This window comes from Streptomyces spororaveus (genome assembly GCF_016755875.1).
Taxonomy (GTDB): domain Bacteria; phylum Actinomycetota; class Actinomycetes; order Streptomycetales; family Streptomycetaceae; genus Streptomyces; species Streptomyces spororaveus.
Window position 1 is genome coordinate 6,684,296 of the sequence record NZ_BNED01000005.1, and the last position, 24,760, is coordinate 6,709,055.

A 24,760-nucleotide genomic window follows, 5' to 3' on the forward strand; every position below is an offset into this window, starting at 1 on the left:
CACATGTCGAACGAAGAGATCATCTGCCGCCGCCTGGTCGGCCGTACCGCCGTCATCACCGGAGCCGGCAGCGGCATCGGCCTCGCCACCGCCCGCCGCCTGGCCTCCGAGGGCGCCAACATCGTGTGCGGCGACATCGACGAGACCGCGGGCAAGGCCGCGGCCGAAGAGGTCGGCGGCACCTTCGTCAAGGTCGACGTCACCAGCCCCGAGGAGGTCGAGGCCCTCTTCAAGACCGCCTTCGACACCTACGGCTCCGTCGACATCGCCTTCAACAACGCGGGCATCTCGCCCCCCGACGACGACTCCATCCTCACCACCGGCCTGGAGGCCTGGAAGCGCGTCCAGGACGTCAACCTCACCTCCGTCTACCTGTGCTGCAAGGCCGCCCTGCCCTACATGCAGCGCCAGGGCCGCGGCTCCATCATCAACACCGCCTCCTTCGTCGCCATCATGGGCGCCGCCACCTCCCAGATCTCCTACACCGCCTCCAAGGGCGGGGTCCTGGCCATGTCCCGCGAGCTCGGCGTGCAGTTCGCCCGCGAGGGCATCCGCGTCAACGCCCTGTGCCCCGGGCCCGTGAACACCCCGCTGCTGCAGGAGCTGTTCGCCAAGGACCCCGAGCGCGCCGCCCGCCGCCTCGTCCACATCCCGCTGGGCCGCTTCGCCGAGCCCACCGAGATCGCCGCCGCCGTCGCCTTCCTAGCCAGCGACGACTCCTCCTTCATCAACGCCACCGACTTCCTCGTCGACGGCGGGATCTCCGGCGCGTACGTGACCCCCCTGTAGGCCGCACCGCCCCCGCACTCCGGCCGGCCGGGCCCGCGAGGTGCCCGGCCGGTCCCTCCGGGCTGTCCCGATCCCCCGAAGGAGCAGCATGCACACAACCGTGCGGAGAACATGGGCGGCCCCCCTCGCCCTCGTGGCGGTCACCGGATCCGCCTTCCTGACGGCCCCGCCGGCCCAGGCGGCGCACACCCCCTGTCCCCGGGTCACCATCGGCTCCGGCTGGTACGGGGACAACCGGGCCCGCCTCCAGGAGCTCATCGACCACTACGGCAGCTGCCGCCCGCACCGGCCCGGCCGCGCCAAGCCCGTCGCCGTCTTCGACTGGGACAACACCGTCGTCAAGAACGACGTCGGCGACGCCACCATGTTCTGGCTCCTGCGCAACGGCCGGATCCGCCAGCCCGCCGCCGGGGACTGGTCCACCACCAGCCGCCACCTCACCCCCGCCGCCACGAAGGCCCTGGCCGACGCCTGCGCGGACCTCGCCCGCCCCGGCGCGCCCCTGCCCACCGGAACCCCCGCGGGTGCGGCCTGCGCCGACGAGATCAACGCCGTCTACGGCACCGCCGCGACCCGCACCGGAGCCCCCGCCTTCGCCGGCTGGGACCGCCGCACGACCGAACCCTCGTACGCCTGGCTCCCCCAGCTGATGCAGGGCTGGACCGCCCGCGAGATCCGCGGCTTCGCCGCCGCGGCCCGCACCGAGAACCTCGCCGCGCCCGTCGGCGCCACGCAGCGGGTCGGCACCACGACCACCGCCACCGGCTGGGTCCGCTACTACGACCAGCAGACAGACCTGATCAAGGGCCTCCGGAAGGCCGGCTTCGACGTGTGGATCAGCTCCGCCTCCCCGCAGCCCGTGGTCGAGGTCTGGGCCCGGAGCGCCGGCATCGGGGCCGACCACGTCATAGGCATCCGCAACACCACCACGAACGGCGGCAGGTTCACCGCCCACCTCCAGGGCTGCGGAACCACCGAGGACGGCGCCGACACGATGATCACCTACATCGACGGCAAGCGCTGCTGGATCAACAAAGAGGTCTTCGGCGTACGCGGCGCGGCCGCCGAGCAGGTACAGCCCGCCGCCCGCCGCCAGGTGTTCGCGGCAGGCGACTCCGACACCGACATCTCCTTCCTGCGCGACGCCACCGCCCTACGGCTCGTCGTGAACCGCAACAAGAACGAACTGATGTGCCGGGCGTACGACAACGGCGACGGCCGCTGGATCGTCAACCCCATGTTCATCGAGCCCAAGAAGCGCAGGACCGACCCCTACCCGTGCGCGACGACCGGCTACGTCGACCACGACGGCACCAAGGCACCGGTCCTGCGGGCCGACGGGAGCGTCGTCCCCGACCAGGCCGACTCCGTGTACTAGGGGGTATCGGCCCTAGAGAAAGGTGCGACCCTCGCCGCGGTAGGTCGGGACGCTGTCGGTGACCCGATCGCCCTCGATCAGGTGCAGGGTGTCGAACCGCTCGCACAGTTCGCCCGCCTTCGCGTGCCGGAACCAGACCCGGTCGCCGATCAGCAGATCGTCGGCCGGGCTCCCCAGCAGCGGGGTCTGCACCTCGCCCGCGCCCTCCTGGGGGTCGTAGCGGAGCCCCTGGGGCAGGTACGGAACCGGCAGCCGGTCCGCCCCGGCCGCGCCGGAGGCCGGATAGCCGCCCCCGAGCACCGTCACCACCCCCACCCCGGGCCTGCGCACCACGGGCTGGGCGAACAGGGCCGCCGGACGCCCGCTGAACGACGTGTAGTTGTCGAACAGCCGGGGCACGTACAGGCCGGACCCCGCCGCGATCTCGGTCACCGCGTCCTCGGCGGCCGTCTGCTGCACACTGCCGGTCCCGCCGCCGTTGACGAACTCCAGATCCGGTACGACGGCCCGCACGGCCCGCACCACCTCGGCGCGGCGCGCGGCCAGCTCCTTGCGGGCGGCGCCCTGCATCAGCCGGATCGTCCGCGACCGCAGCGGGCGACCCGCCAGCGAGTCCCCGACCCCGGCGACGTGCCCCTCGTACGCCATCAGCCCCACGACGCGGAACCCGGGCCGGGCGGCCACCGCCCGGGCCAGCCCGGCCAGTTGCTCGGGCTCGCGCAGCGGGGACCGGCGGGCCCCGATCCGTACCCGGCCGCCGAACAGCCGCAGGGCCGTGTCCAGCTCCAGGCAGACCCGGATCTCCTCGGCGCCGCCGTCCCGGGCGGCGTCGATCAGGTCCAGCTGCGCGGGATCGTCCACCAGCACCGTGACCGCGCCGGCCAGCTTGGCGTCGTTCGCCAGCTCGCCGAAGCCGGCCCGGTCGGCGGACGGATAGGCGAGGAGGACGTCCTCGAACCCGGAGCGGGCCAGCCAGAGCGACTCGGCGAGAGTGAACGACATGATCCCGGCGAACCCGGGGCGGGCGAGGACCCGTTCGAGCAGCGCCCGGCACCGAACCGACTTGCTCGCGACCCGGACCGGCTTGCCGGCGGCGCGGCGGACCAGATCGTCGGCGTTGGCGTCGAAGGCGTCGAGATCCACGACGGCCAGCGGCGCGTCCAGGTGCGCGGTCGCCCGGTCGTACCGGGCGCGGTCGGCGGCGGGGGAGTTCATGGGCGGCAGCTTGCCAGAGGTCTCTACCGGTGGGTAGAGGTCGCCCACCCGCCCCTTCCCTCAGGGGGCTGGGGGTGGTGCGGCCGGCTGTGCCGGTGCGGCTCAAGGATCGGGGCTCCGCCCCGGACCCCGCGCCTCACACGCCGGCGGGGCCGGACCGGCTCCGGCGAGGCCGGATCGGCCCCCGGCGGGGCTGGGGAGTCGTGCGGGCACCCGTGGGTGCCGGGCGGCGGCGACGCCGTAGAGTACGGGCAGGCAGCCGTACGGAACGGGGGGCGGAGCCGCCGGATGACCACGACGACACCGCGGACCGAGATCCTGGGTGAGCCCGAACAGACCCCCCGGCCCCCGCACGCGCAAGCGCCCCCGCGCCACCCCGCCCGACTCGTCGCCGCCACGCTCTGCGTCCTCCTCGGCAGCGGCCTCGTCGGCGGGGCCGCCCTCACCACCTGGGCCGAACACCGCGCCGCGAGCCGCCCCCTGCCCGCCGACGCCGCCTACCGCAAGGCCGGATCGCTGTGGCGCGCCGCCCCCGTCGACAGCCTGTTCCCGCCCGTCCTGACCGGCCCCTCCGCCGGCCCCGGCGGCTCCGACCGTACGTGGACCCGGACCGCGCTCGCCCCCGACGCCGACTGCCCGGCGGCCCTCGCCGCCGACTGGCAGGCCCTGCTGGCCGCCACCGGCTGCACCCGCGTGCTGCGCGCCACCTACACCGACGCCACCCGCAGTTCCCTGATCACCGTCGGCATGGTCTTCACCCCCGCGGACGCCCCCGCCATGACCGCCCTCAAGGGCCGGATCCCCGCCCCGCCCGCGTACGGGTTCACCGACGCCCAGCGCGCCGCCTGGGCCACCTCCGTACCCGCCGAGGCACCCGTCATCGTCTACGCCGTCTCCGCCTTCGCCGACGGCCGGCCCCTGGACGCACCCCGCCCCGCCGAGGACCTGATGAAGAAGGACGCCACGGGAGCCGCCGCCCAGGCCGGCCTCGGCCACGAGGCCCGGGCGCTCGCCGACCGCGTCGGCCGGGGCCTGACCGGCCTCGCCGCACCACCCGCCACACCCACAGCACACGCCGCACCCACCCCGGAGCCCGCCCGATGATCCGCCGGGCCTCCGGGCAGGCGGCCACCGCCCTGCTCGCCGCCACCCTCCTCGTGTCCGCCACCGCGTCCCCCGCCGCCGCCGACAACATCCGCGACCGCCAGTGGGGCCTGCTCGCCCTGCGCGCCGAGGAGGCCTGGGGGACCACCCGGGGCGACGGCGTGACCGTCGCCGTCCTCGACACCGGCGTCGACGAATCCCATCCCGACCTCTCCGGCCAGGTCCTCGCCGGTACCGACCTCATCGGCATGGGCGCCGGTCCCGGCGACCGCGCCTGGGCCCGCCACGGGACCGCCATGGCGAGCATCATCGCCGGACACGGCCACGGCCCCAGCCGTGGCCAGGGTGTCCTCGGTGTCGCGCCGCAGGCCCGGATCCTGCCCGTCCGGGTGATCCTCGAAGAGGGCGACCCGGGCCGCGCCAAGGCCCGCGACAGCAAGGGCGGGGCCCTCGCCGACGGCATCCGCTGGGCCGCGGACCACGGGGCCGACGTGATCAACCTGTCCCTCGGCGACGACAGCGACTCCGCCCACCACGAGGCGGGCGAGGACGAGGCCGTCCAGTACGCCCTCGCCAAGGGGGTGGTCGTCGTGGCCTCCGCGGGCAACGGCGGTGAGGCGGGCGACCGCGTCTCCTACCCGGCCGCCTACCCGGGGGTCATCGCCGTCACCGCCGTCGACCGCCGCGGCAGGAAGGCCAAGTTCTCCACCCGCAACTGGTACGCCACCGTCAGCGCACCCGGCGTCGACGTCGTCATCGCCGACCCCGACCGCTCGTACTACGAGGGCTGGGGCACCAGCGCCGCGGCGGCCTTCGTCTCCGGCGCCGTGGCCCTCGTCCTGGCCGCCCACCCGGACCTGACCCCGGCCCAGGTGAAGAAGCTGCTGGAGACGACCGCCTCCGACTCCCCGGCCGGCGGCCGTGACGACGCCCGGGGCCACGGGCTGGTCGATCCCGTCGCCGCCCTCCAGGCCGCCGACGACATCCGCCCGGAGGGTTCCGCGCCCGCGCCCGCCGCGGCCGGGAGCACGTACTTCGGCCCCGGCCCCGAACCGGTCCGCCCGCCCGAGCGGGGCGCCCGGCTGGGGGCGCCGGCGGCGGCGGTCGCCGGGGCGGTGCTGCTCGTCCTGGCCGCCGTACTGGCACGGCGCCCGCGGCGGGGCGGCCGGGGCCGCGGCGAGGACCCGTACCCGGCACAGTAGGGTCGGGTAACTGTGGCGAACATGGCGAACAAGAACATTCCCGACCCGGGCTTCTCCGACGACGACGGCTCCGCGGATCCCCGGCTGACCGCGGCCCTGGCCGCCTGGTCCGAGGACCGGGCGAAGGAGCCGGAGGTGCTGGCCGCGCTCAAGGGCGCCCGCCTGCTGGTCCCGGTGGTCGCCGTCCTCGGCGAGGTGGAGACCGACCCGGAGACGGGCCTCAAGCGCGAGAAGACCAGCGACATGGCCGTCCCGACCCTGCGGGCGGGCGACCGGCGGGCCCTGCCCGCCTTCACCTCGATCGCCTCGCTCGCGCTCTGGGACCCCGCGGCCCGGCCGGTGGCCGTCCCGCTGCACCAGGCACTGGCGGCCGCCGCGCACGAGAAGGCCGACACCGTGGTCCTGGACCTGGCCGGCCCCGTCACCTACCAGCTGACCGGCTCCGCGCTGCTCGCGCTCGCCGAGGGCCGCACCGACGCGGGTCCGCTGGCCGACCCCGCCGTACGGGAGGCCGTACGGGCCGCCGTGTCCGCCGAGCCGGCCGTCCTGCGCGCCCACCTCGGGCGGGGCGGCGCCGACTCCGACGGCACCCTGGCGATCGTGCTGGCCGAGGGCGCGCAGGCGTCGGCCGCGGCCCGGCGCGTGGCCGAGGCACTGGCGGCGGACACCACGCTGCGGGCCCGGCTGGTCCGCGGCCTGGACCTGGCGCTGCTGCCGTCGGACGCCCCGGCGCCGCCCGGCGAGCCGCTGTTCAGCCGCTGACCGAGAGGAGCGCCCGCGGGGGACCGGACGGCCCTGCGTGCGGCCCCCGGACATGACGACGGCCGGTGCGCTCCGCGGGGAGCGCACCGGCCGCTGTCACGGGACGGTCGGGTCGGGTCGGCTCAGCCGAAGACGGGCCCCGTGAACTTCTCGCCCGGACCCTGGCCCGGCTCGTCCGGCACGATCGAGGCCTCGCGGAAGGCCAGCTGGAGCGACTTCAGACCGTCGCGCAGCGGGGCCGCGTGGAAGGAGCTGATCTCGGTGGCGCTCGCGGTGACCAGGCCGGCCAGGGCCGTGATCAGCTTGCGGGCCTCGTCGAGGTCCTTGTGCTCGGAGTCCGGCTTGTCCAGGCCCAGGTTGACCGCCGCGGCGCTCAGCAGGTGCACGGCCACCGTGGTGATCACCTCGACGGCGGGCACGTCCGCGATGTCGCGGGTCATGGTGTCGTAGTCGGGGGCGCCGTCGGCAGTGGGTTCGGTGGGGGGTGTCGCGTCAGTCATGCGCCCCACGATATGCCGTGCGGCGGGCTTGCGGCGCGGGTGCTAGTATGTACTTCGACCGGCCGGACACTTCTGTGCCCGGCCCACAAGTGGAGGCTCCGTTCTCCCACCTGACTGCCCTCCGGGGCGGCGGGTCACCCGGTCAGGCGGCATCCATCGTTCCGTACGGACGATGGAAAGCTGCCCGAGTTTACGCCCCGCGGTATGCACGCGGCGGTGTTCCGGTTGTTTTGGAGCCCCTGCCTGTGCCCGGCGGGGCTTTTTGCATTCTCCCGCTGCGGTCGGTCTGACGGAAATACACGTCAGCGGCTGTCTGCCAGGCAGCCGTGTGGTGCTACCGAGGAGGATCCATCAGCACCGAGCCCCGCATCAACGACCGGATTCGCGTTCCCGAGGTACGGCTTGTCGGTCCCAGCGGCGAGCAGGTCGGCATCGTGCCGCTTGCCAAGGCGCTTGAGCTCGCGCAGGAGTACGACCTCGACCTGGTCGAGGTCGCGGCGTCCGCACGCCCGCCGGTCTGCAAGCTCATGGACTACGGCAAGTTCAAGTACGAGTCGGCCATGAAGGCCCGTGAGGCGCGCAAGAACCAGGCGCACACGGTCATCAAGGAAATGAAGCTCCGGCCGAAGATCGACCCGCACGACTATGACACCAAGAAGGGTCACGTCGTTCGGTTCCTCAAGCAGGGCGACAAGGTCAAGATCACGATCATGTTCCGTGGTCGCGAGCAGTCCCGGCCGGAACTCGGCTACCGACTGCTGCAGCGTCTCGCTTCGGACGTCGAGGACCTCGGGTTCATCGAGTCGAACCCGAAGCAGGACGGCCGAAACATGATCATGGTCCTCGGTCCGCACAAGAAGAAGACCGAGGCGATGGCCGAAGCCCGCGAGGCGCAGGCCGCCCGCAAGGCGGAGCGCCAGGGTGTCGCCCACACCGATGACGAGGCTCCTTCCGAGGACGCCGCCGTCGAGGTCGATGACACCACCGAGGTCGCCTCTGTCGAGGCCACCGAGGCCGCTGCCGAAGAGGCGCCGGCCGACGAGGCGAACGCCGAGGCCTGATTCCGAGGCAGCCCGTCTCGGATCACCGAAACAAGCATGACGCTCCCGTCAGTCCGGTCCCGCATCGGACCGGTGGGAGCGCCACCGACGAGGAGATAACGGCGCCATGCCGAAGAACAAGACGCACAGCGGTACCAAGAAGCGCTTCAAGGTCACCGGCTCCGGCAAGGTGCTCCGTGAGCGCGCCGGCAAGCGCCACCTGCTCGAGCACAAGTCGTCCCGTGTCACCCGCCGCCTCACCGGTAACGCGGAGATGGCTCCCGGCGACGCCGCGAAGATCAAGAAGCTTCTCGGCATCTGACGTTCTCCGCTCCCGCCAGGGAGCGGACGTCGGACCGGGACCCCATCGAATTCGGGCCGTGTGAAGACACCCACGGCCCCGCTACAAGGAGTTAACAAGTGGCACGCGTCAAGCGGGCAGTAAACGCCCACAAGAAGCGCCGGGCGATCCTCGAGGCGGCCTCCGGCTACCGCGGTCAGCGTTCGCGCCTGTACCGCAAGGCCAAGGAGCAGGTCACCCACTCGCTGGTCTACAACTTCAACGACCGCAAGAAGCGCAAGGGCGACTTCCGTCAGCTGTGGATCCAGCGCATCAACGCCGCTGCCCGCCAGAACGGCATGACGTACAACCGCCTCATCCAGGGTCTGAAGGCCGCCAACATCGAGGTGGACCGCAAGATCCTCGCGGAGCTGGCCGTCAACGACGCCAACGCGTTCGCCGCGCTCGTCGAGGTCGCGCAGAAGGCGCTTCCGGCCGATGTGAACGCCCCCAAGGCCGCTGCCTAAGGGCTAGCCGGCCCAGCTCACCCAGGGCCGGCCCCCACGGACCCGCAGGCATTCGCCTGCGGGTCCGTGTGCTTTCCCGCCCGCACCGCCCGTACCGCCCGCACCACCCCGCTCCGCCCTGCCCCGTCCCGCCCGGAACCCCGAGAGAGAACCGCACACACCATGGGTCACCCCGACGAGCTGATCTCCCCCCGATCCCCGCGGGTGGCCGCCGCCAGGCGACTGGCGCGGCGCAACTTCCGCACCAAGGAGCGCCGCTTCATCGCCGAGGGGCCGCAGGCCGTCCGCGAGGCCGTCGAGCACCGCGGTCCCACGGGCGCGTCGACCCTGATCGAGCTGTTCGCCACCGTCGAGGCCGCCGAGCGCTACTCCGGGATCATCGAGGCCGCCCTGGACGCGGGCGCCCGTGTGCACTACGCCTCCGACGAGGTGCTCGCCGAGGTCTCCCAGACGGTCACCCCGCAGGGCCTGGTCGGCGTCTGCCACTTCCTGGACTCCCCGTTCGAGGAGATCCTGAGGGCCCGGCCGAAGCTCGTCGCCGTCCTCGCGCACGTCCGCGACCCCGGCAACGCCGGTACGGTGCTGCGCTGCGCCGACGCCGCCGGCGCCGACGCGGTGGTGCTGACCGACGCCTCGGTGGACCTCTACAACCCCAAGTCGGTACGGGCCTCCGTCGGCTCCCTCTTCCACCTCCCGGTCGCCGTCGGCGTTCCGGTCGAGCAGGCCGTCGAGGGGCTCCGGGCGGCGGGCGTACGGATCCTGGCGGCCGACGGCGCGGGCGAGGACGACCTCGACGCCGAGCTGGACGCGGGCACCATGGGCGGGCCCTCCGCCTGGGTCTTCGGCAATGAGGCCTGGGGCCTGCCGGAGGAGACCAGGGCCCTGGCGGACGCCGTCGTACGGGTCCCGATCCACGGAAAGGCCGAGAGCCTGAACCTCGCGACGGCCGCCGCCGTGTGCCTCTACGCGTCCGCGCGTGCACAGCGGGCGCCCGGAGGGTGCCGCTCTGTGACCCCCAGCTAGTAATGTGGCGGCCCGGGGGGCCCACTGCGCTACTCGGAGATGTGGGGTACGGGGACATGACCGTCGGTACGAACAGCTTGCCGGGAACCGACACGACGGCCGGTCCGTCGGCGCCGGGCTCCCCCTGCGCCCGCACGGGCGGGCCCGCGGATGACGCCGTGCCCCCCGCCCGGGCCTCCGAAGCGCTGCGCGGCGTACCGCCGCAGGGCGCGCCCCGCGGGGCGGTCCTGGGCGGCGGTGCCCCCGGTGAGGGGTTCAGCTTCGGGATCGACCCCGACTGCCTGCCCGACGGGCTCGTCGTCGCCGACGCCACCGGGCACGTGATCTGCTTCAACCGGGCCGCGGCCCGGATGACCGCGACCGACCCCGCCCAGGCGCTCGGCACGCGCATCGAGCGGGCGCTCCCGCTGGAGGACCTCGAAGGGCGCCGCTGGTGGGCGCTGACCGACCCGTACGGGGGCCTCGCCACCCGCCGCGGACAGCCCGAGCGGAACCTGCTGCTCCCCGGCGGCCGCGAGGTGCTGGTCTCCGCCAGCTACATCCGTACGCACCCCACCGGCCCGCTGCGCCGCCTCGTGGTCACCCTCCGCGGTACCGAGGCCCGCCGGCGCACCGAGCGCAGCCACGCCGAGCTCATCGCCACCGTCGCCCACGAGCTCCGCTCCCCCCTGACCTCGGTCAAGGGGTTCACGGCCACCCTGCTCGCCAAGTGGGAACGGTTCACCGACGACCAGAAGCGGCTGATGCTGGAGACGGTCGACGCCGACGCCAACCGCGTCACCCGCCTCATCGCCGAACTCCTCGACATCTCGCGCATCGACTCCGGCCGTCTGGAGGTCCGCCGCCAGCCGGTGGACATCGCCACCGCCGTCGGCCGCCACGTGCAGGCGCTCACCGCCAACGGGCAGGACCCCGAGCGGTTCCTCCTGAGCGTCAGCCGCCCGCTCCCCGATCTGTGGGCCGATCCGGACAAGATCGACCAGATCCTCGGCAACCTCCTGGAAAATGCGGTGCGCCACGGAGAGGGAACGGTCACCATCGGGGTGTCGCCGCATGAGAAGGGAACCGCCGTCACCGTGACCGACGAAGGCCCCGGGATCCCCGAGGAGTCGATGGGCCGCGTCTTCACCCGCTTCTGGCGGGGGAGCAAGCGCGGCGGCACCGGCCTGGGCCTGTACATCGTCAAGGGCATCGTGGAGGCCCACGGCGGGACCATCACGGTCGGCCGCGGCCCCGGCGGCGGCGCCGAGTTCCGATTTATCCTGCCCGTGAGCGCCCCCGCGTACCTCACGCAGTAGTCCTGCGGAGCGTCCCGGCAGGCGGCCCACGGGCTCCTTCACCCCCAGCGGCCTTTAGACTCGTCCTTTGGCACCCTTGTGTCTCTGTGTCGATCGTTCTGATCGTGCCGTACGGGGACCCACCAGCCAGCCATCGGAAGTACGGGAAGAGATGTCGGCACCGAACAAGTCGTACGACCCTGTCGAGGTCGAGGCACTGAAACCGGAAGAGATCGAGCGCATGCGGGACGAGGCGCTCGCCGCCTTCGCGTCCGCCGGCGACCTCGACGCGCTGCGTGAGGCGAAGACCGCGCACATGGGCGACCGCTCGCCCCTGGCGCTCGCCAACCGCGAGATCGGCGCGCTGCCCCCGCAGGCCAAGGCCGAGGCGGGCAAGCGCGTGGGACAGGCCCGCGGCGCCGTGAACAAGGCCTTCGGGGCCCGCACGGTCGCGCTCGAGGCCGAGCGCGACGAGCGGGTGCTGGTCGAGGAGGCCGTGGACGTCACGCTGCCCTACGACCGCGTCCCCGCCGGCGCCCGGCACCCCCTGACCACGCTGATGGACCGCATCGCGGACATCTTCACGGCCATGGGGTACGAGGTCGCCGAGGGGCCGGAGGTGGAGGCCGAGTGGTTCAACTTCGACGCCCTCAACTTCACGCCCGACCACCCGGCGCGCCAGATGCAGGACACCTTCTTCGTCCAGGGGCCCGAGGGCACCCAGGGCGACGAGTCGGGCGTCGTGCTGCGCACCCACACCTCCCCGGTGCAGGCGCGCTCGCTGCTGGAGCGCAAGCCCCCCGTCTACATCGTCTGCCCGGGCCGCGTGTACCGCACCGACGAGCTCGACGCGACGCACACCCCGGTCTTCCACCAGGTCGAGCTGCTCGCCGTGGACGAGGGCCTGACCATGGCGGACCTCAAGGGCACCATGGACCACATGGTCCAGGAGCTCTTCGGCGAGGGCACCACCACGCGTCTGCGCCCGCACTTCTTCCCCTTCACCGAGCCGTCCGCCGAGATGGACATGCAGTGCTACGTGTGCCGCGGCGAGTCGGTGGGCAACCCCGACCGCCCGTGCCGTACCTGCTCCAGCGAGGGCTGGATCGAGCTCGGCGGCTGCGGCATGGTCAACCCCAAGGTGCTCGTCGCCTGCGGTGTGGACCCCGAGAAGTACAGCGGATTCGCCTTCGGGTTCGGCATCGAACGGATGCTGATGTTCCGCCACAACGTCGAAGACATGCGAGACATGGTCGAGGGTGACGTTCGCTTCACCCGGCCGTTCGGGAGTGAGATCTGATGCGCGTCCCGCTTTCCTGGCTGCGGGAGTACGTCGATCTCCCCGCGGGTGAAACCGGCCGTGACGTGGCGGCCAAGCTGGTCGACGCCGGCCTTGAGGTCGAGACCGTCGAGCAGCTCGGCGGCGGCCTCAAGGGCCCGCTCGTCGTCGGTCAGGTGCTGACCATCGAGGAGCTGGAGGGCTTCCGCAAGCCGATCCGCTTCTGCACGGTCGACGTCGGTCAGGCCAACGGCACCGGTGAGCCGCAGGAGATCGTCTGCGGTGCCCGGAACTTCGCCGTCGGCGACAAGGTCGTCGTGGTGCTGCCGGGCGCGGTGCTGCCCGGTGACTTCGCGATCGCCTCGCGCAAGACCTACGGCCGCACCTCGCACGGCATGATCTGCTCCGGCGACGAGCTGGGCATGGGCGACGACGGCACGCACGGCATCATCGTGCTGCCGCCCGAGCACGAGGTCGGCAGCGACGCGATCGAGCTGCTCCAGCTCGTCGACGAGGTCCTCGACATCGACATCACCCCGGACCGCGGCTACTGCATGTCCATGCGCGGTGTCGCCCGCGAGGCGGCCACCGCCTACGGCCTGCCGCTGCGCGACCCGGCGCTGCTCGACGTGCCCGCGCCGAACTCGTACGGCTACCCGGTCAAGGTCGACGACCCGGTCGGCTGCGACCGCTTCACCGCCCGCACGGTGACCGGGCTCGACCCCGACGCGCGCTCCCCGATCTGGCTGACCCGCCGCCTGCAGAAGGCGGGCATGCGCCCGATCTCGCTCGCCGTGGACATCACCAACTACGTGATGCTGGAGCTCGGCCAGCCGCTGCACGCCTACGACCGCTCCAGCGTCGAGGGCACCATCGGGGTCCGCCGCGCGGAGCAGGGCGAGAAGTTCACCACCCTCGACGGGGTCAAGCGCACGCTCGACGCCGAGGACCTGGTGATCACTGACAACAGCGGGCCGATCGGTCTCGCCGGTGTCATGGGCGGCGCCAACACCGAGATCGCCGACTCCGTCACCGACGCCGAAACCGGCCAGGTCACGGGGACCACGGACGTCGTCATCGAGGCCGCGCACTTCGACTCCGTGTCGATCTCGCGCACCGCCCGCCGCCTCAAGCTGTCCTCCGAGGCCTCCAAGCGCTTCGAGCGGGGCGTCGACCCGCAGGCCGCGGCCGCGGCCGCGCAGCGGACCGTCGACCTGCTCGTGCTCCTCGCGGGCGGCACCGCCGAAGCGGGCGTCACCGAGGTCCTCGCCCCGGGCGCGCCCCGTACCATCGCCATGCCCGCGGACCACCCGGACCGGGTGGCGGGCATGGAGTACGGCCGCGAGACCGTCGTACGCCGCCTCCAGGAGATCGGCTGCGACGTCTACGGCCAGGACGAGCTCGTCGTCACCGTCCCGTCGTGGCGGCCCGACCTCGCCGCGCCCAACGACCTCGCCGAAGAGGTCATCCGGCTGGAGGGCTACGGGAACCTCCCGTCGACCCTCCCGCAGGTGCCCTCCGGCCGCGGCCTGACCGCCCGGCAGCAGCTGCACCGCCGGGTCGGCCGCGCGCTGGCCGGCGCGGGCTACGTCGAGGCGCTCAGCTACCCCTTCATCGGCGAGGGCGTCTTCGACCAGCTCCAGCTCCCGGCGCACGACGTGGCCCGCCAGGTCGTCAAGCTGGTCAACCCGATCTCCGACGAGGAGCCGGCGCTGCGCACCACGCTGCTGCCGGGTCTGCTCGGCGCGCTGCGCCGCAACGACAGCCGGGGCAGCCACGACCTCGCGCTCTTCGAGACCGGCTCGGTCTTCCGGGCCGCCGCACAGCCGGGTGTCGCCGTACGGCTGCCCGTCGACCGGCGTCCCACGGACGAGGAGATCGCCACCCTGAACGCGGCGCTGCCCGCGCAGCCGCGGTACGCCGCGGTCGTGCTGGCCGGCGCGCGCGAGCAGGCCGGCTGGTGGGGCAAGGGCCGTCCGGCCGACTGGGCGGACGCGGTCCAGGCCGCCCGCGCGCTGGCCGTCGAGGCCGGCACCGAGCTGGTGGTCCGCCAGGGCCAGTACGGCCCCTGGCACCCGGGCCGCTGCGCCGAGCTGGTCGTCACCCTCGGCGGGGTCGAGCAGGTCATCGGCCACGCCGGTGAGCTGCACCCGCGCGTGGTCAAGGCGATGGGCCTGCCGGCCCGCACCAGCGCGATGGAGATCGACCTGGACCGTCTCGCGGCGGCCGGCGGCGAGGCCCTCCAGGCGCCGCGGATCTCCTCCTTCCCGGTGGCGACCCAGGACGTGGCGCTGATCGTCGACGCGTCGGTCCCGGCGTCCTCGGTGGAGGCCGCGCTGCGCAAGGGCGCGGGTGAACTCCTCGAATCGCTGCGGCTGTTCGACGTGTTCACCGGTGAGCAGGTCGGCGAGGGCAAGAAGTCCCTGGCCTACGCGCTGCGCTTCCGCGCGGCCGACCGGACGCTGACCGCCGAGGAGTCCACGGCCGCGCGCGACGCGGCGGTGGCCCTGGCGGGCGAGCGGACCGGGGCGGTGCTCCGGGGCGCGTAGCCGCTTCGTACCCGGCTGAGGGGCACGTCCGGACCACCGGACGTGCCCCTCACTCGTTCGGGTGAGAACTCCGGTGGCCCGTGTCCGGGGTGCCGGTCGGTCGACACAATCGATCCGGCCGGAGGGGAGTCCTACGGATGATCACGCGTGGGGAGATGCCCCTGGTGCGCCGGGTGTGCGTCCTGGCCTGGGCCGGCGCCGCGGTGTCCTGGGAGCTGTCCACGCCGGGGCGGCTGGTCCCGAGCCTGGCCACCTGCGCGGCCTTCCTGCTGCTGGCCACCGGGTGCGCGCTGCACATCCGGCGCGGGCTGCTGGGCGAGCTGCGCCGTTCGCAGGAGATCGCGGGCGCCGCGCAGCGGGCGCTGCTGCGACCGCTGCCCGGGCGGATCGGCGGGCTGACGGCGGCCGCGGCACAGCTCTCGGCGAGCCGGGGTGCGGCGGTGGGCGGGGACCTGTACGAGGCCGTGCCGACGGCGTACGGGATCCGGGTGGTGATCGGGGACGTACGGGGCCATGGGCTGCCCGCGCTGGGCGCGGCCGCCGCCGTGCTCGGTGCCTTCCGCGAGGGGGCGTACGACGAACCGTCGCTGGCCGGAGTGCTGCGGCGGATGGAACGGGCGCTGGGCCGCCATGTCCGGGACCGGGCCGAGTCGGAGCCCGCGGCGGCGGAGGAGTTCGTGACGGTCCTGCTCCTGCAGATCGCCGGGGACGGCACCCTGCTGGCGCTGAACTGCGGCCATCCCCGGCCCTACCTGCTTCGTTCGGCCCCGGTTCCGGAACACTGCGCCGCGCGCAGCCGGGGCGCCGCCCCGGACCCCGCGCCTCGAACGCCGGCGGGGCTGAATTCTTCAGCCCGTCCGGCGTTCGAGGGCCGTGTCCAGGCGGCCCCCGGTTCCACGCAGGTACTGCCGCTGGCCGGGGGCGAGACCTTGCCGCCGCTCGGGGTGGTGCCCGTACCCGCGGACGTGTGGCCGCACGACTGCGGGGAACTCCGGCCCGGGGAGACGCTGTTCCTGTACACCGACGGGGCCGAGGACGCCCGCGACCGGGCCGGCCGGTTCTTCGATCTGGCGGGCGTCCTCGCAGAGGAGGCGGCGGCCACGCCCACGCGGCTGGTGGCGGGCGTGCACGCCGCTCTGCTCCGGCACACCGGCGGGCGGCTCACCGACGACATCGCCCTGCTGGTGCTCCGCGACGACCGGTCCTGACCGCCGGCCCCGGACACGCGCGCCGGGCCCGGTGGATGAGCCCGGCGCGCGCTCTCGGCCCGGCCCCTGCCGGGGCGCGGCGACCAACCGGGCGCCGGCGGGGCCGGAACGCGCCGCCCGCCTGCCATGGAGTGTCGGGCAGACAGCAGTACGGGCGGCGCGGTGACGGGTCGTCGCACTGTACGAGGGGGAGCCGACGACCCGAGCTACCTCTTGGCGAGGCTCTTCAGTGAAGCGCCTCGACGGGTCCGTGCGGCAGAGTGCGCATCGCATTTATGCGCGTACACGGTTCACACCCCGTGTGAACCGCGCACCCATTAGCCTGAGACCGACGAGCCCTTGGAGCGGCCCATGCAGCCCAATGTCCTGCTCGACGCCCTCCTCGCCGAGGCGGGCATGTCCCACGCCGGACTCGCCGCGTACGTGAACCAGGCAGGCCGCACCCGCGGTCTCGCCCTGCGCTACGAACACACCGCCGTGGCACGGTGGTTGAAGGGTCAGCGGCCCCGGGGCCAGGTCCCCGACCTGATCTGCGAGGTGCTCGGAGGGCGGCTGCGGCGTCCCCTCGGGCTGGACGACATCGGGCTCGGGGCGGCCGACCGGCCCGTTCCGCTGCACGCCTCGCCGCTCAGCGGGTTCGTGGACCGGGCCGCCGCCCTGTGGCGTGCGGACGTCCAGGCCCGGCCCCAGTTGCTGGCCGCCGAGGCGGTCACCGGGACGCCCGCCGTCATCCCGGTGTGGGAATGGGAGAATCCGCCCGAGGACGCCGACGTGTCCCGCGAGGGCCCGCATCCGATCGGCCCCGAGCACATCGAGATCCTCAAGTCCGCCCGCGCCCACTACGAGCTGATGTACCGCCGGGCCGGCGGTCTCGCCACGCGGGACCGGATCGTCCGCTTCCTGGGCAGTGAGACCGCGCCCATGCTGCGCGGGAGCTACCCCGACGACCTCGGCCGCCGGCTGCACCGGGCCACGGGGTCCCTGGTGGCGGTGGCGGGGATCTGCGCCTACGACTCGGACGCCCACGGCCTGGCCCAGCGCTACTTCCACCAGGCCCTGCGCCTGGCCAAGGCGAGCGGGGACCGGGGGCTCGGGGCGTACGTCATCGCGCTGATCGTCAACCAGTCCCTGCACCTGCGGGAGTACCGACAGGCCGTGGCCTTCGCGGAGGCCGCGCTGCGCGCCGCCGGCCGGCACACCACTCCGGCGCTGGCCGCCGACCTGTACGCGATGCAGGCCAAGGCCTATGCCCAACTCGGCGACACCCCGGCCGCCCTGGCCTGCATCCGCAGGGCGGAGGCGGCCGCCGAGCGGATCCGCCCGGGCAGCGAACCGGACGAGACGGGCTACGTACAGCCGGGGCTCGTCAACGTCCAGGTCGCCGAAGCGCTGCTCAGCCTGGGTGATCTGGAGGCCGCGCGGGTCCAGGCGACCGCCGCCGTGGGCACCCCGGCGCACGACCGCGGCCGGGTGCACCGGCTGGCGATGCTGTGCGAGATCCAGCTGCGTCAGGGGGAGGCGGACCGGGCCGCGGCGTCCGCGGCCGAGATGGCCGAGCGGGCCAAGGGCATGGAGTCGCTGCGGCTGCGCGACCGGTTGCGGGCGGTCCGGGAACAGCTTCTGACCAGCGGTTGTACGGGCGCGGAGGAGACCGCGCGGCTGATCGACGGGGCGCTGCGCGTTCCGCTGTGACGGGTCAGCTGCTGCCATGTTTGCCACCTACTCGAAAGAAAGGTGGCACTGCCGTGCAGTGGATGAACCTGAGTGAGCACACCGTGTACAAGAACCGATGGTTCGACGTGAATCTCGCCGATGTGGAACTCCCCGACGGCCGGCACCTGGACCACTTCGTGATCCGGCTGCGTCCGGTCGCCGTCGCCACGGCCGTCAACGAGGCGGACGAGGTGCTGCTGCTCTGGCGGCACCGCTTCATCACCGACAGCTGGGGCTGGGAACTGCCCGCCGGGGTGGTCGAGGACGGTGAGGACATCGCCGCCGCTGCGGCTCGTGAGATGGAGGAGGAGTCGGGCTGGCGGCCCGGCCCGCTCCACCACCTGATGACCGTCGAGCCGTCCAACGGGCTGACCGACGCCCGCCACCATCTCTACTGGGCGGACGGGGCCACCCACATCGGGCACCCCGAGGACGATTTCGAGTCCTCGCGCCGGGAGTGGGTGCCGCTCAAGCTCGTACCGGACATGATCGCCCGCGGGGAGATCCCGGCCGCCAACATGGCGGCCGGGCTGCTCCTGCTGCACCATCTGCGGCTGGGCCGACCGTAGCGACCAGCCGCAGGGATCAGCCGTACGGGTAGAAGCCCGCGCCCGTCTTGCGGCCCAGGCGGCCGGCGTCGACCATGCGCTGGAGCAGCGGGGGAGCGGCGTACAGCGGCTCCTTGTACTCGGCGTACATGGAGTCGGCGATCGACGCGATGGTGTCCAGGCCGATCAGGTCGGACAGCTTGAGCGGGCCCATCGGGTGGGCGCAGCCCAGCTCCATGCCGTTGTCGATGTCCTCGCGGCTGGCGATGCCCGACTCGAACATCCGGATGGCGGAGAGCAGGTACGGGACGAGGAGCGCGTTGACGACGAACCCGGACCGGTCCTGGGCGCGGACCGCGTGCTTGCCCAGCACGTCCCGCACCAGGGCCTCGGCCCGCTTGACCGTCTCCTCACCCGTGGTCAGCGCCGGGATCAGCTCGACGAGCTTCTGCACGGGGGCCGGGTTGAAGAAGTGGATGCCGATGACCTGGTCCGGCCGCGAGGTCGCGACGGCCAGCTTCACCAGCGGGATCGAGGAGGTGTTGGAGGCCAGGATGGCGTCCGGGCGGGTCATCACCTGATCGAGGATCTGGAAGATCTCGGTCTTGACCTGCTCGTTCTCGACGACCGCCTCGATGACGAGGTCGCGGTCGGCGAACTCGCCGAGGTCGGTGGTGAAGGTGAGGCGGGCCAGGGTGGCGTCCCGCTCCTCCTCGCTGATCTTGCCGCGTTCGGCGGCCTTGGTCAGCGAGTTGTGCAGCCGGGTCCGGCCGATCTCCAGGGCTTCGCCGGTGGTCTCGGCGACCTTGACCTCAAGGCCACTGCGGGCGCACACCTCGGCGATACCCGCGCCCATCTGGCCACAGCCCACTACGCCGACCCGTGTGATGTCGGAAGGGAGGTCAGTCACTTCGTGCCTTTCGCAGCTCATCCGTCGGCGGGTCCCCCGTACGATTCCGGCGCCCGCCACGCCCCCCGACGTTACTCCCGACCTTGCGCGGGGCGGCGGGCCGGGGCGGGCATGCTGAGCGGACACCGTGCAATGTCACTCAGCGAAGTGGAGATGTCACATGACGTACATGGGCCGACGGGCACTGCTGGCCGGGGCCGTGGGGGTGATCGCCGCCGCCACGACCGGCCCGGCGGCCGCGGCGCCGCGGACTTCCGCGAGGACCCCCCGGGGGCGGGCCGGCGCCGCCGACTTCCGCGGGATGTGGATCGCCTCCGTGTCGAACGTGGACTGGCCCTCCGAGAGCGGCCTCTCCGCGACGCGGCAGCGCGCGGAGCTGCTCGAACTCCTCGACACCGCGGTCGAGCGGCGCCTGGGCGCGGTGGTCCTCCAGGTCCGGCCGGCGGCGGACGCGTTCTGGCCCTCGAAGCTGGAGCCCTGGTCGCAGTGGCTGACCGGGGAGCAGGGGGTCGATCCCGGCTGGGACCCGCTGGGCACGGCCGTCAAGGAGGCGCACGCCCGCGGGCTGGAGCTGCACGCCTGGTTCAACCCGTACCGGGTGGCCAACCACACCGACCTGGACCGGCTGGCGGCCACCCACCCGGCGCGCCGCAACCCCGGCTGGACGGTGGAGTACGGCGGCAAGCTCTACTACAACCCCGGTCTGCCCGAGGTCCGGCGCTTCGTCCAGGACGCCATGTTCGACGCCGTCTCCCGTTACGCGCTGGACGCGGTGCACTGGGACGACTACTTCTACCCCTACCCGGTGGAGGGGGAGTACTTCGACGACGACGAGGCCTTCGAGGAGTACGGAGAGGGCTTCAGCTCGCGCGCCGCCTGGCGCCGCGCCAACACCGACACCCTGGTCCGTGAGATGTCGGCGCGGCTGCGCGCGCTCCGGCCGGCGCCGCGCTTCGGGATCAGCCCGTTCGCCGTGTGGCGCAACTCCGACCGGGACCCGGCCGGTTCGCCGACGCGTGCGGGCCTCGGGACCTACGACGACCTGTACGCGGACACCCGCAAGTGGGTCCGGGAGGGCTGGATCGACTACATCGTGCCGCAGGCGTACTGGCACATCGGGCACCCGACCGCCGACTACGCCGACATCGTGCCCTGGTGGGCGCGGACCGTCGCCGGCACGGGCGTGGACCTGTACGTGGGGGAGGCCCTGTACCGCTGCGACGCGGACAGCCCGACCGAGGCCTGGCGCGATCCGGGCGAGCTGTCGAAGCACCTGCGGTTCGCGGCCGGCTACCCGGAGGTCCGCGGCCACGTCTACTTCTCGGCGAAGCAGGTGGCCGCGGATCCCAACGGTGCGATGGCCCGGGTGGTCGCCGACCACTACGGCACGGCGGCGTCCCGGCGCTGATTCAGTGAGTGGGCTCTGAGGGGTGGCGGACCGTGCAGTCGGGTCCGGGAGCCATCAGTGCCTCGTGTCCGTCCTGGAAGCGGACCCGGTACGGGGGGGTTCCGTTCTCGCCCAGGACCTGGGTGATCTCGCCCACCTTGTCGTGCTGTCCTACGATCCTGCCGTGCTGCACCAGCTGGTCGCCCTCGGTCGCGCGCATAACTGACCTCCTCGGTGGCGGTCCGATCCGGTGCTTGCAGTTTAGGTCGTCATGCGGCTATTTGACCCGTTGGGTCACCGCGATGCAGACGAGGACCGCACAGGCGGCGGCCGGTGCGGCGGGGGTGAGGTGCTCACCCAGCAGGGCCACCGACCAGACGAGGGTCAGCAGCGGCTGGGCGAGCTGGAGCTGGCTGGCCCGCGGCGCCCCGATCTCGGCCATGCCCCGGTACCAGACGTACAGGCCGAGGAAGGTGGAGTCGGCCGCCGCCCAGATCAGCCCGGCGAGCCCGTGGGCGCCGAGGTGCACCGGCTCGTACGCCAGACCGGCCACGGAGCCGGCCAGGCTCAGCGGCAGGCACAGGACGAGCGCCCAGCCGATCACCTGCCAGCCGGGCAGCGTCCGGGCGAGGCGGCCGCCCTCGGTGTACCCGGCGGCGCACACCAGCAGGGCGCCGAACAGGTACGCGTCGCCCGCCGAGAGGGCGCCGCCGCTCTGCGCGAGCGTGCCGTCGCATACGACGAATGCGATCACGACCGCGGCCCCGGCGAGGGCGGCGGCCCAGAAGGCGCGCGAGGGCCGGGCTCCGGTGCGCAGCGCGGACAGCGCGGCGGTGGTGAGCGGCAGGAGGCCGACCACCACGGCGGCGTGCGAGGTCGTGGAGGTCGTCAGCGCGAGGGTGGTGAGCATCGGGAAGCCGACGACCACCCCGGCGGCGACCACCGCGAGCCCGGCCCAGTGCTCACGGGCGGGCAGCGGGACCCGCCGGGCCAGCAGGAAGGCCCCGGCGATGGCGGCGGCGAGAACGCTGCGCAGCGCCACCAGCGACCACGGGCCGAAGCTCTCCAGTCCCCATGCGGTGGCGGGGAACGTCAGCGAGAAGGCGACGACGCCGAGCAGGGCGAGCGCGGTGCCCCGGCGTACCGGATTCTTGACCGCTATCGTGGCCGGGAGAGTAGCGCTATTCTGTGCTGTCATGTACGAGCGTAGCAGTGTGGCGGAACTGGCCGAATCCCTGAGGTCGGAAATCAACCGCTACTCAATAGGTGGAAAGCTGCCGTCGAGCCGGGCTCTCGTCGAGCGCTACCGGGTCAGCCCCGTCACCGTCTCCCGGGCCCTCGCGCAGCTCGCCGCCGAAGGCCTCGTCGTCACCCGGCCCGGCGCGGGGGTCTTCCGCGCCGCACCGCGTACGGCGGCCGCCGCGCCCGGGGACACCTCCTGGCAGGAGGTCGCCCTCAGTGCCGAGGGGGCCGGGGAGATCGTCCCGCGCTCCGTCGACGCCACCGGAGTGCTGGGCTCGCTGGCCGCGCCCCCGACCGGGGTGATCGAGCTCAACTCCGGCTACCTGCACCACTCCCTGCAGCCCGAGCGGGCCATGGCGGCCGCGCTGGCCCGGGCCGGGCGACGGCCCGGAGCCTGGGGGCGGCCCCCTCTGGAGGGACTGCCCGAGCTGCGCGACTGGTTCGCCCGGGAGATCGGCGGCGCGGTCGTCGCCGCCGACGTACTGGTCACCGCGGGCGGGCAGAGCGCGCTGGCCACCGCCCTGCGGGCGCTCGCCCCGCCCGGGGCGCCGATCCTGGTGGAGTCCCCGACCTACCCCGGGCTGCTGGCCATCGCCCGGGCCTCCGGGTGCCGGCCCGTGCCCGTCCCGGTGGACGCCGAGGGGGTCCGGCCGGAGCTGCTGGCCGCCGCCTTCGAGGCCACCGGCGCGCGCGTGTTCGTATGCCAGCCGCTGTTCCAGAACCCGACCGGAGCGGTCCTGGCTCCGGGGCGCCGGGCCGAGGTGCTGCGCATCGCGCGGGCCGCCGGGGCCTTCGTGGTCGAGGACGACTACGCCCGGGCCCTGGCCCACGAGGGCGCGGGTCCGCTGCCCGCGACCCTGGCCGCCGAGGACGCGGACGGGGTCGTGGTACACGTCCGCTCGCTCACCAAGGCCACCTCGCCCAGCCTCCGGGTCGGCGCCCTGGCCGCCCGGGGCCCGGTGGTCGAGCGGCTGCGCGCCATCCAGATCGTGGACACCTTCTTCGTGTCCCGGCCGCTCCAGGAGGCCGCCCTGGAACTGGTCGGCGCGCCCGCCTGGCCGCGCCACCTGCGGACGGTGGCCGCCGAACTGCGCCACCGGCGGGACGTGCTCGCGGGCGCCCTGCGCCGCGAGCTGCCCGAACTGGAGCTGCCGTATCTGCCGTACGGCGGCTACCAGTTGTGGGTCCGGCCGACCGGGGGCGGCGACGACGCGGCCTTCGCCGCGGCCGCGCTGCGCGCCGGGGTGGCGGTGGCTCCCGGCCGCCCGTACTTCTGCGCGGAGCCGCCGGGCCCGCACGTCCGGCTGAGCTTCGCCGGGGTCTCCGGCCCCGGCGAACTGGTCGAGGCGGTGCAGCGGCTGCGGACCGGCCTGGCGGACGGCATCGGTCCGGACGCTTGACCCGGTGCGGTATGCGGATCACCATCGCCGCATGCATGTTCGGGTTTCGCTCGTCGCCGCAGCCCGTAGTTCCTCGCTGCTCGCCGAGCGCTTCGACGACGACCGCCCGCTGGACGGAGCCGGCTGGCGGTCGGTGGAGTCCGCCGCGCAGGGCCTCGTACCCCTGGGCGCGGCCGAGCTGCGCTACTGCTCGCCGACCCCCCGCAGCCGTGCCACGGGCGAGGCCCTCGGGTACGCGCCCCTGGCGCAGCCCGCGCTGCGCGAGTGCGACATGGGCCGCTGGCGGGGGCTGACCCTGGCCGAGGTGACCGCCCACGAGCCCGGGGCGGTGGACCTGTGGCTCAGTGATCCGCGGTCCGCGCCGCACGGGGGCGAGTCCCTGCTCGCCTTCATCTCCCGGATCGGCGGCTGGCTCGACACCCGGCCGGCCGACGACGGGGGCGCGATCGTGGCGGTGGCGGAGCCCTCGGTGGTCCGGGCGGCCCTGGTGTACGCCCTGAAGGCGCCCCCGCTGACCTACTGGAACGTGGACGTCCGGCCGTTGTCCACGATGACCCTCACGGGCTGGTCCGGCCAGTGGCACCTCTGTCTGCAGGCCCCGGCGTAAACCGGTCGAGAGGATCGGGACACCCCCTTAACCTGCGGGAATGACCGAGATACGCATCAGCACGCTCGCCGGGCGTCCCGAACTGGCGGACCGGCTGGGGGACATGGACGACCCCTGGCCCGACTTCGCCACCCATGACGCCCTCGCCCGGCTGCTGTACCCGCGGATGACGGCCGAGCTCGCGGACTACGTCCTCGTCGCCACGGACGGGGACGCGGTGGTCGCCCGCGGCTACAGCGTGCCCTTCGCCCTGCACACGGCCGGCCGCGACGGGGTGCTGCCCGCGCAGGGCTGGGACGGCGTGCTCATGTGGGCCTTCTCCGACCTGCGCCGCGGGGTGCGGCCCGACACGGTGAGCGCGATCGAGATCACCGTGGCGCGCGACCGGCAGGGCGAGGGGCTCTCCGGGCTCATGCTGGCCGCGATGCGGGACAACGCCCGGGCCCGGGGCTTCGCCGAGGTGGTGGCGCCGGTCCGGCCCAGCGGAAAGCCGGCCGAGCCGGACACTCCGATCCACGAGTACGCGTACCGGACCCGGGGGGACGGCCTCCCGTACGACCCGTGGCTGCGCGTCCACGTCCGCGCGGGCGGGGTCGTCGACTCGGTGGCGCCGCTGTCGATGACGATCACCGGCTCGCTCGGCCAGTGGCGCGAGTGGACCGGCCTGCCCTTCGACGCCGCCGGGCCCGTGCGCGTACCGGGCGCCCTGGTGCCCGTGCGGTGCGAGCCGGAGCAGGGCTATGCGGTCTATGTGGAGCCGAACGTATGGGTCAGGCACCGGCTCGCCGACGGGGCGGCATCCGGCACCCCCTAGGGGACG

Annotated in this window: 24 protein-coding genes; 19 read left to right on the forward strand and 5 right to left on the reverse strand. The window is 73.6% G+C overall.

The genetic code is table 11. The annotated features are described in order from the left end of the window. Nucleotides 1-3 precede the first annotated feature (3 nt). Entirely contained in the window at nucleotides 4-789 is a 786-nt protein-coding gene (locus Sspor_RS32715; protein ID WP_052877158.1) for a 3-oxoacyl-ACP reductase, read from the forward strand. 88 nt (nucleotides 790-877) lie between these two features. Further along, nucleotides 878-2,167: a haloacid dehalogenase-like hydrolase gene (locus Sspor_RS32720; RefSeq protein WP_202202316.1), complete on the forward strand. Its 1,290-nt coding sequence runs from the start codon at nucleotides 878-880 to the stop codon at nucleotides 2,165-2,167. A gap of 12 nt (nucleotides 2,168-2,179) precedes the next feature. Here Sspor_RS32720 and Sspor_RS32725 read toward each other — a convergent pair whose 3' ends face one another. After that, on the reverse strand, nucleotides 2,180-3,382 hold the full coding sequence (locus Sspor_RS32725; protein ID WP_202202317.1) for an amino acid deaminase/aldolase: 1,203 nt from the start codon (nucleotides 3,380-3,382) through the stop codon (nucleotides 2,180-2,182). 288 nt (nucleotides 3,383-3,670) lie between these two features. Here Sspor_RS32725 and Sspor_RS32730 point away from each other — a divergent pair, with 288 nt between their 5' ends. From Sspor_RS32730 to Sspor_RS32740, 3 genes are read left to right on the forward strand one after another with little or no spacing between them, the layout of a single operon-like run. Continuing rightward, a complete protein-coding gene (locus Sspor_RS32730; RefSeq protein WP_202202318.1) occupies nucleotides 3,671-4,486 on the forward strand; it encodes a hypothetical protein in 816 nt (271 codons plus the stop codon). After that, the gene (gene mycP / locus Sspor_RS32735; RefSeq protein WP_202202319.1) at nucleotides 4,483-5,688 is read left to right on the forward strand and encodes a type VII secretion-associated serine protease mycosin; all 1,206 of its coding nucleotides are present in this window, start codon (nucleotides 4,483-4,485) and stop codon (nucleotides 5,686-5,688) included. Before Sspor_RS32730 ends, mycP begins: the two co-directional genes overlap by 4 nt. 21 nt (nucleotides 5,689-5,709) lie before the next feature. Then, entirely contained in the window at nucleotides 5,710-6,450 is a 741-nt protein-coding gene (locus tag Sspor_RS32740; RefSeq protein WP_202202320.1) for an SseB family protein, read from the forward strand. 122 nt (nucleotides 6,451-6,572) lie between these two features. On the opposite strand, the gene Sspor_RS32745 is transcribed toward Sspor_RS32740, so the two are convergent. Further along, nucleotides 6,573-6,950 carry a DUF1844 domain-containing protein gene (locus tag Sspor_RS32745; RefSeq protein WP_030012387.1) on the reverse strand — a complete coding sequence of 126 codons (378 nt, stop codon included), beginning with the start codon at nucleotides 6,948-6,950 and terminating at the stop codon, nucleotides 6,573-6,575. 326 nt (nucleotides 6,951-7,276) lie between these two features. On the opposite strand from Sspor_RS32745, the gene infC reads away from it, so the two are divergent. The 10 genes from infC to Sspor_RS32795 all read left to right on the forward strand — a co-directional run bounded on the left by infC (nucleotide 7,277) and on the right by Sspor_RS32795 (nucleotide 18,415). After that, nucleotides 7,277-8,011 (forward strand): translation initiation factor IF-3, encoded by a 735-nt coding sequence (gene infC / locus Sspor_RS32750; RefSeq protein ID WP_202202321.1) that lies wholly within the window; start codon nucleotides 7,277-7,279, stop codon nucleotides 8,009-8,011. Between the two features lie 106 nt (nucleotides 8,012-8,117). Further along, the gene (rpmI, locus tag Sspor_RS32755; protein WP_030012385.1) at nucleotides 8,118-8,312 is read left to right on the forward strand and encodes a 50S ribosomal protein L35; all 195 of its coding nucleotides are present in this window, start codon (nucleotides 8,118-8,120) and stop codon (nucleotides 8,310-8,312) included. A gap of 98 nt (nucleotides 8,313-8,410) precedes the next feature. Continuing rightward, nucleotides 8,411-8,797, forward strand: a complete 387-nt coding sequence (gene rplT, locus Sspor_RS32760) for a 50S ribosomal protein L20 (RefSeq protein ID WP_007263143.1) — start codon at nucleotides 8,411-8,413, stop codon at nucleotides 8,795-8,797. Between the two features lie 162 nt (nucleotides 8,798-8,959). Further along, the gene (locus Sspor_RS32765) at nucleotides 8,960-9,820 is read left to right on the forward strand and encodes a TrmH family RNA methyltransferase (RefSeq protein ID WP_202202322.1); all 861 of its coding nucleotides are present in this window, start codon (nucleotides 8,960-8,962) and stop codon (nucleotides 9,818-9,820) included. Nucleotides 9,821-9,876: 56 nt separating this feature from the next. Next, the gene (locus Sspor_RS32770) at nucleotides 9,877-11,118 is read left to right on the forward strand and encodes a sensor histidine kinase (protein WP_372499599.1); all 1,242 of its coding nucleotides are present in this window, start codon (nucleotides 9,877-9,879) and stop codon (nucleotides 11,116-11,118) included. 151 nt (nucleotides 11,119-11,269) lie between these two features. Further along, a complete protein-coding gene (gene pheS, locus Sspor_RS32775) occupies nucleotides 11,270-12,397 on the forward strand; it encodes a phenylalanine--tRNA ligase subunit alpha (RefSeq protein ID WP_202202323.1) in 1,128 nt (375 codons plus the stop codon). Continuing rightward, nucleotides 12,397-14,925, forward strand: coding sequence for a phenylalanine--tRNA ligase subunit beta (gene pheT, locus Sspor_RS32780; protein ID WP_202202324.1), 2,529 nt, complete (start codon nucleotides 12,397-12,399; stop codon nucleotides 14,923-14,925). Before pheS ends, pheT begins: the two co-directional genes overlap by 1 nt. 137 nt (nucleotides 14,926-15,062) lie before the next feature. Further along, nucleotides 15,063-16,133 (forward strand): PP2C family protein-serine/threonine phosphatase, encoded by a 1,071-nt coding sequence (locus Sspor_RS32785; RefSeq protein WP_202202325.1) that lies wholly within the window; start codon nucleotides 15,063-15,065, stop codon nucleotides 16,131-16,133. 351 nt (nucleotides 16,134-16,484) lie between these two features. After that, nucleotides 16,485-17,825: an NsdA family TPR-like regulatory protein gene (locus Sspor_RS32790; protein ID WP_202202326.1), complete on the forward strand. Its 1,341-nt coding sequence runs from the start codon at nucleotides 16,485-16,487 to the stop codon at nucleotides 17,823-17,825. Nucleotides 17,826-17,887: 62 nt separating this feature from the next. Next, complete coding sequence (locus Sspor_RS32795) at nucleotides 17,888-18,415, forward strand: NUDIX hydrolase (protein ID WP_254722962.1); 528 nt, start codon at nucleotides 17,888-17,890, stop codon at nucleotides 18,413-18,415. Nucleotides 18,416-18,431: 16 nt separating this feature from the next. Here the strand turns inward: Sspor_RS32795 and Sspor_RS32800 are convergent, their stop codons facing one another. Further along, nucleotides 18,432-19,325, reverse strand: a complete 894-nt coding sequence (locus tag Sspor_RS32800; RefSeq protein ID WP_202202328.1) for a 3-hydroxybutyryl-CoA dehydrogenase — start codon at nucleotides 19,323-19,325, stop codon at nucleotides 18,432-18,434. A 139-nt stretch (nucleotides 19,326-19,464) separates the two neighbouring features. Between Sspor_RS32800 and Sspor_RS32805 the strand changes: the two genes are divergently transcribed. After that, nucleotides 19,465-20,712 (forward strand): glycoside hydrolase family 10-like protein, encoded by a 1,248-nt coding sequence (locus tag Sspor_RS32805; protein WP_202202329.1) that lies wholly within the window; start codon nucleotides 19,465-19,467, stop codon nucleotides 20,710-20,712. A gap of 1 nt (nucleotide 20,713) precedes the next feature. Here Sspor_RS32805 and Sspor_RS32810 read toward each other — a convergent pair whose 3' ends face one another. Together Sspor_RS32810 and Sspor_RS32815 are read right to left on the reverse strand one after the other, a co-directional pair. After that, on the reverse strand, nucleotides 20,714-20,911 hold the full coding sequence (locus tag Sspor_RS32810; protein ID WP_030010502.1) for a DUF1918 domain-containing protein: 198 nt from the start codon (nucleotides 20,909-20,911) through the stop codon (nucleotides 20,714-20,716). Between the two features lie 57 nt (nucleotides 20,912-20,968). Continuing rightward, a complete protein-coding gene (locus tag Sspor_RS32815; protein ID WP_202202330.1) occupies nucleotides 20,969-21,889 on the reverse strand; it encodes a DMT family transporter in 921 nt (306 codons plus the stop codon). Here Sspor_RS32815 and Sspor_RS32820 point away from each other — a divergent pair. Genes Sspor_RS32820 through Sspor_RS32830 form a run of 3 tightly spaced genes read left to right on the forward strand, consistent with a single transcriptional unit; the run spans nucleotide 21,888 to nucleotide 24,754 of the window. Next, a complete protein-coding gene (locus tag Sspor_RS32820; protein WP_202202331.1) occupies nucleotides 21,888-23,333 on the forward strand; it encodes an aminotransferase-like domain-containing protein in 1,446 nt (481 codons plus the stop codon). The two genes, Sspor_RS32815 and Sspor_RS32820, sit on opposite strands and share 2 nt — an antisense overlap. Before the next feature lie 31 nt (nucleotides 23,334-23,364). Beyond that, nucleotides 23,365-23,940 carry a histidine phosphatase family protein gene (locus Sspor_RS32825; RefSeq protein ID WP_202202332.1) on the forward strand — a complete coding sequence of 192 codons (576 nt, stop codon included), beginning with the start codon at nucleotides 23,365-23,367 and terminating at the stop codon, nucleotides 23,938-23,940. Nucleotides 23,941-23,980: 40 nt separating this feature from the next. Next, on the forward strand, nucleotides 23,981-24,754 hold the full coding sequence (locus tag Sspor_RS32830; RefSeq protein WP_202202333.1) for an N-acetyltransferase: 774 nt from the start codon (nucleotides 23,981-23,983) through the stop codon (nucleotides 24,752-24,754). Nucleotides 24,755-24,760 lie beyond the last annotated feature (6 nt).

What these genes read in the sequence shown, in the direction of transcription:
- Sspor_RS32715 (WP_052877158.1), top strand. Translation starts at nt 4, where the DNA reads ATGTCGAACGAAGAGATCATCTGCCGCCGCCTGGTCGGCCGTACCGCC.
- Sspor_RS32720 (WP_202202316.1), top strand. Translation starts at nt 878, where the DNA reads ATGCACACAACCGTGCGGAGAACATGGGCGGCCCCCCTCGCCCTCGTG.
- Sspor_RS32725 (WP_202202317.1), bottom strand. Translation starts at nt 3,382, where the DNA reads ATGAACTCCCCCGCCGCCGACCGCGCCCGGTACGACCGGGCGACCGCG.
- Sspor_RS32730 (WP_202202318.1), top strand. Translation starts at nt 3,671, where the DNA reads ATGACCACGACGACACCGCGGACCGAGATCCTGGGTGAGCCCGAACAG.
- mycP (WP_202202319.1), top strand. Translation starts at nt 4,483, where the DNA reads ATGATCCGCCGGGCCTCCGGGCAGGCGGCCACCGCCCTGCTCGCCGCC.
- Sspor_RS32740 (WP_202202320.1), top strand. Translation starts at nt 5,710, where the DNA reads ATGGCGAACAAGAACATTCCCGACCCGGGCTTCTCCGACGACGACGGC.
- Sspor_RS32745 (WP_030012387.1), bottom strand. Translation starts at nt 6,950, where the DNA reads ATGACTGACGCGACACCCCCCACCGAACCCACTGCCGACGGCGCCCCC.
- rpmI (WP_030012385.1), top strand. Translation starts at nt 8,118, where the DNA reads ATGCCGAAGAACAAGACGCACAGCGGTACCAAGAAGCGCTTCAAGGTC.
- Sspor_RS32765 (WP_202202322.1), top strand. Translation starts at nt 8,960, where the DNA reads ATGGGTCACCCCGACGAGCTGATCTCCCCCCGATCCCCGCGGGTGGCC.
- Sspor_RS32770 (WP_372499599.1), top strand. Translation starts at nt 9,877, where the DNA reads ATGACCGTCGGTACGAACAGCTTGCCGGGAACCGACACGACGGCCGGT.
- pheS (WP_202202323.1), top strand. Translation starts at nt 11,270, where the DNA reads ATGTCGGCACCGAACAAGTCGTACGACCCTGTCGAGGTCGAGGCACTG.
- pheT (WP_202202324.1), top strand. Translation starts at nt 12,397, where the DNA reads ATGCGCGTCCCGCTTTCCTGGCTGCGGGAGTACGTCGATCTCCCCGCG.
- Sspor_RS32785 (WP_202202325.1), top strand. Translation starts at nt 15,063, where the DNA reads ATGATCACGCGTGGGGAGATGCCCCTGGTGCGCCGGGTGTGCGTCCTG.
- Sspor_RS32790 (WP_202202326.1), top strand. Translation starts at nt 16,485, where the DNA reads ATGCAGCCCAATGTCCTGCTCGACGCCCTCCTCGCCGAGGCGGGCATG.
- Sspor_RS32795 (WP_254722962.1), top strand. Translation starts at nt 17,888, where the DNA reads ATGAACCTGAGTGAGCACACCGTGTACAAGAACCGATGGTTCGACGTG.
- Sspor_RS32800 (WP_202202328.1), bottom strand. Translation starts at nt 19,325, where the DNA reads ATGAGCTGCGAAAGGCACGAAGTGACTGACCTCCCTTCCGACATCACA.
- Sspor_RS32805 (WP_202202329.1), top strand. Translation starts at nt 19,465, where the DNA reads ATGACGTACATGGGCCGACGGGCACTGCTGGCCGGGGCCGTGGGGGTG.
- Sspor_RS32810 (WP_030010502.1), bottom strand. Translation starts at nt 20,911, where the DNA reads ATGCGCGCGACCGAGGGCGACCAGCTGGTGCAGCACGGCAGGATCGTA.
- Sspor_RS32820 (WP_202202331.1), top strand. Translation starts at nt 21,888, where the DNA reads ATGTACGAGCGTAGCAGTGTGGCGGAACTGGCCGAATCCCTGAGGTCG.
- Sspor_RS32815 (WP_202202330.1), bottom strand. Translation starts at nt 21,889, where the DNA reads ATGACAGCACAGAATAGCGCTACTCTCCCGGCCACGATAGCGGTCAAG.
- Sspor_RS32825 (WP_202202332.1), top strand. Translation starts at nt 23,365, where the DNA reads ATGCATGTTCGGGTTTCGCTCGTCGCCGCAGCCCGTAGTTCCTCGCTG.
- Sspor_RS32830 (WP_202202333.1), top strand. Translation starts at nt 23,981, where the DNA reads ATGACCGAGATACGCATCAGCACGCTCGCCGGGCGTCCCGAACTGGCG.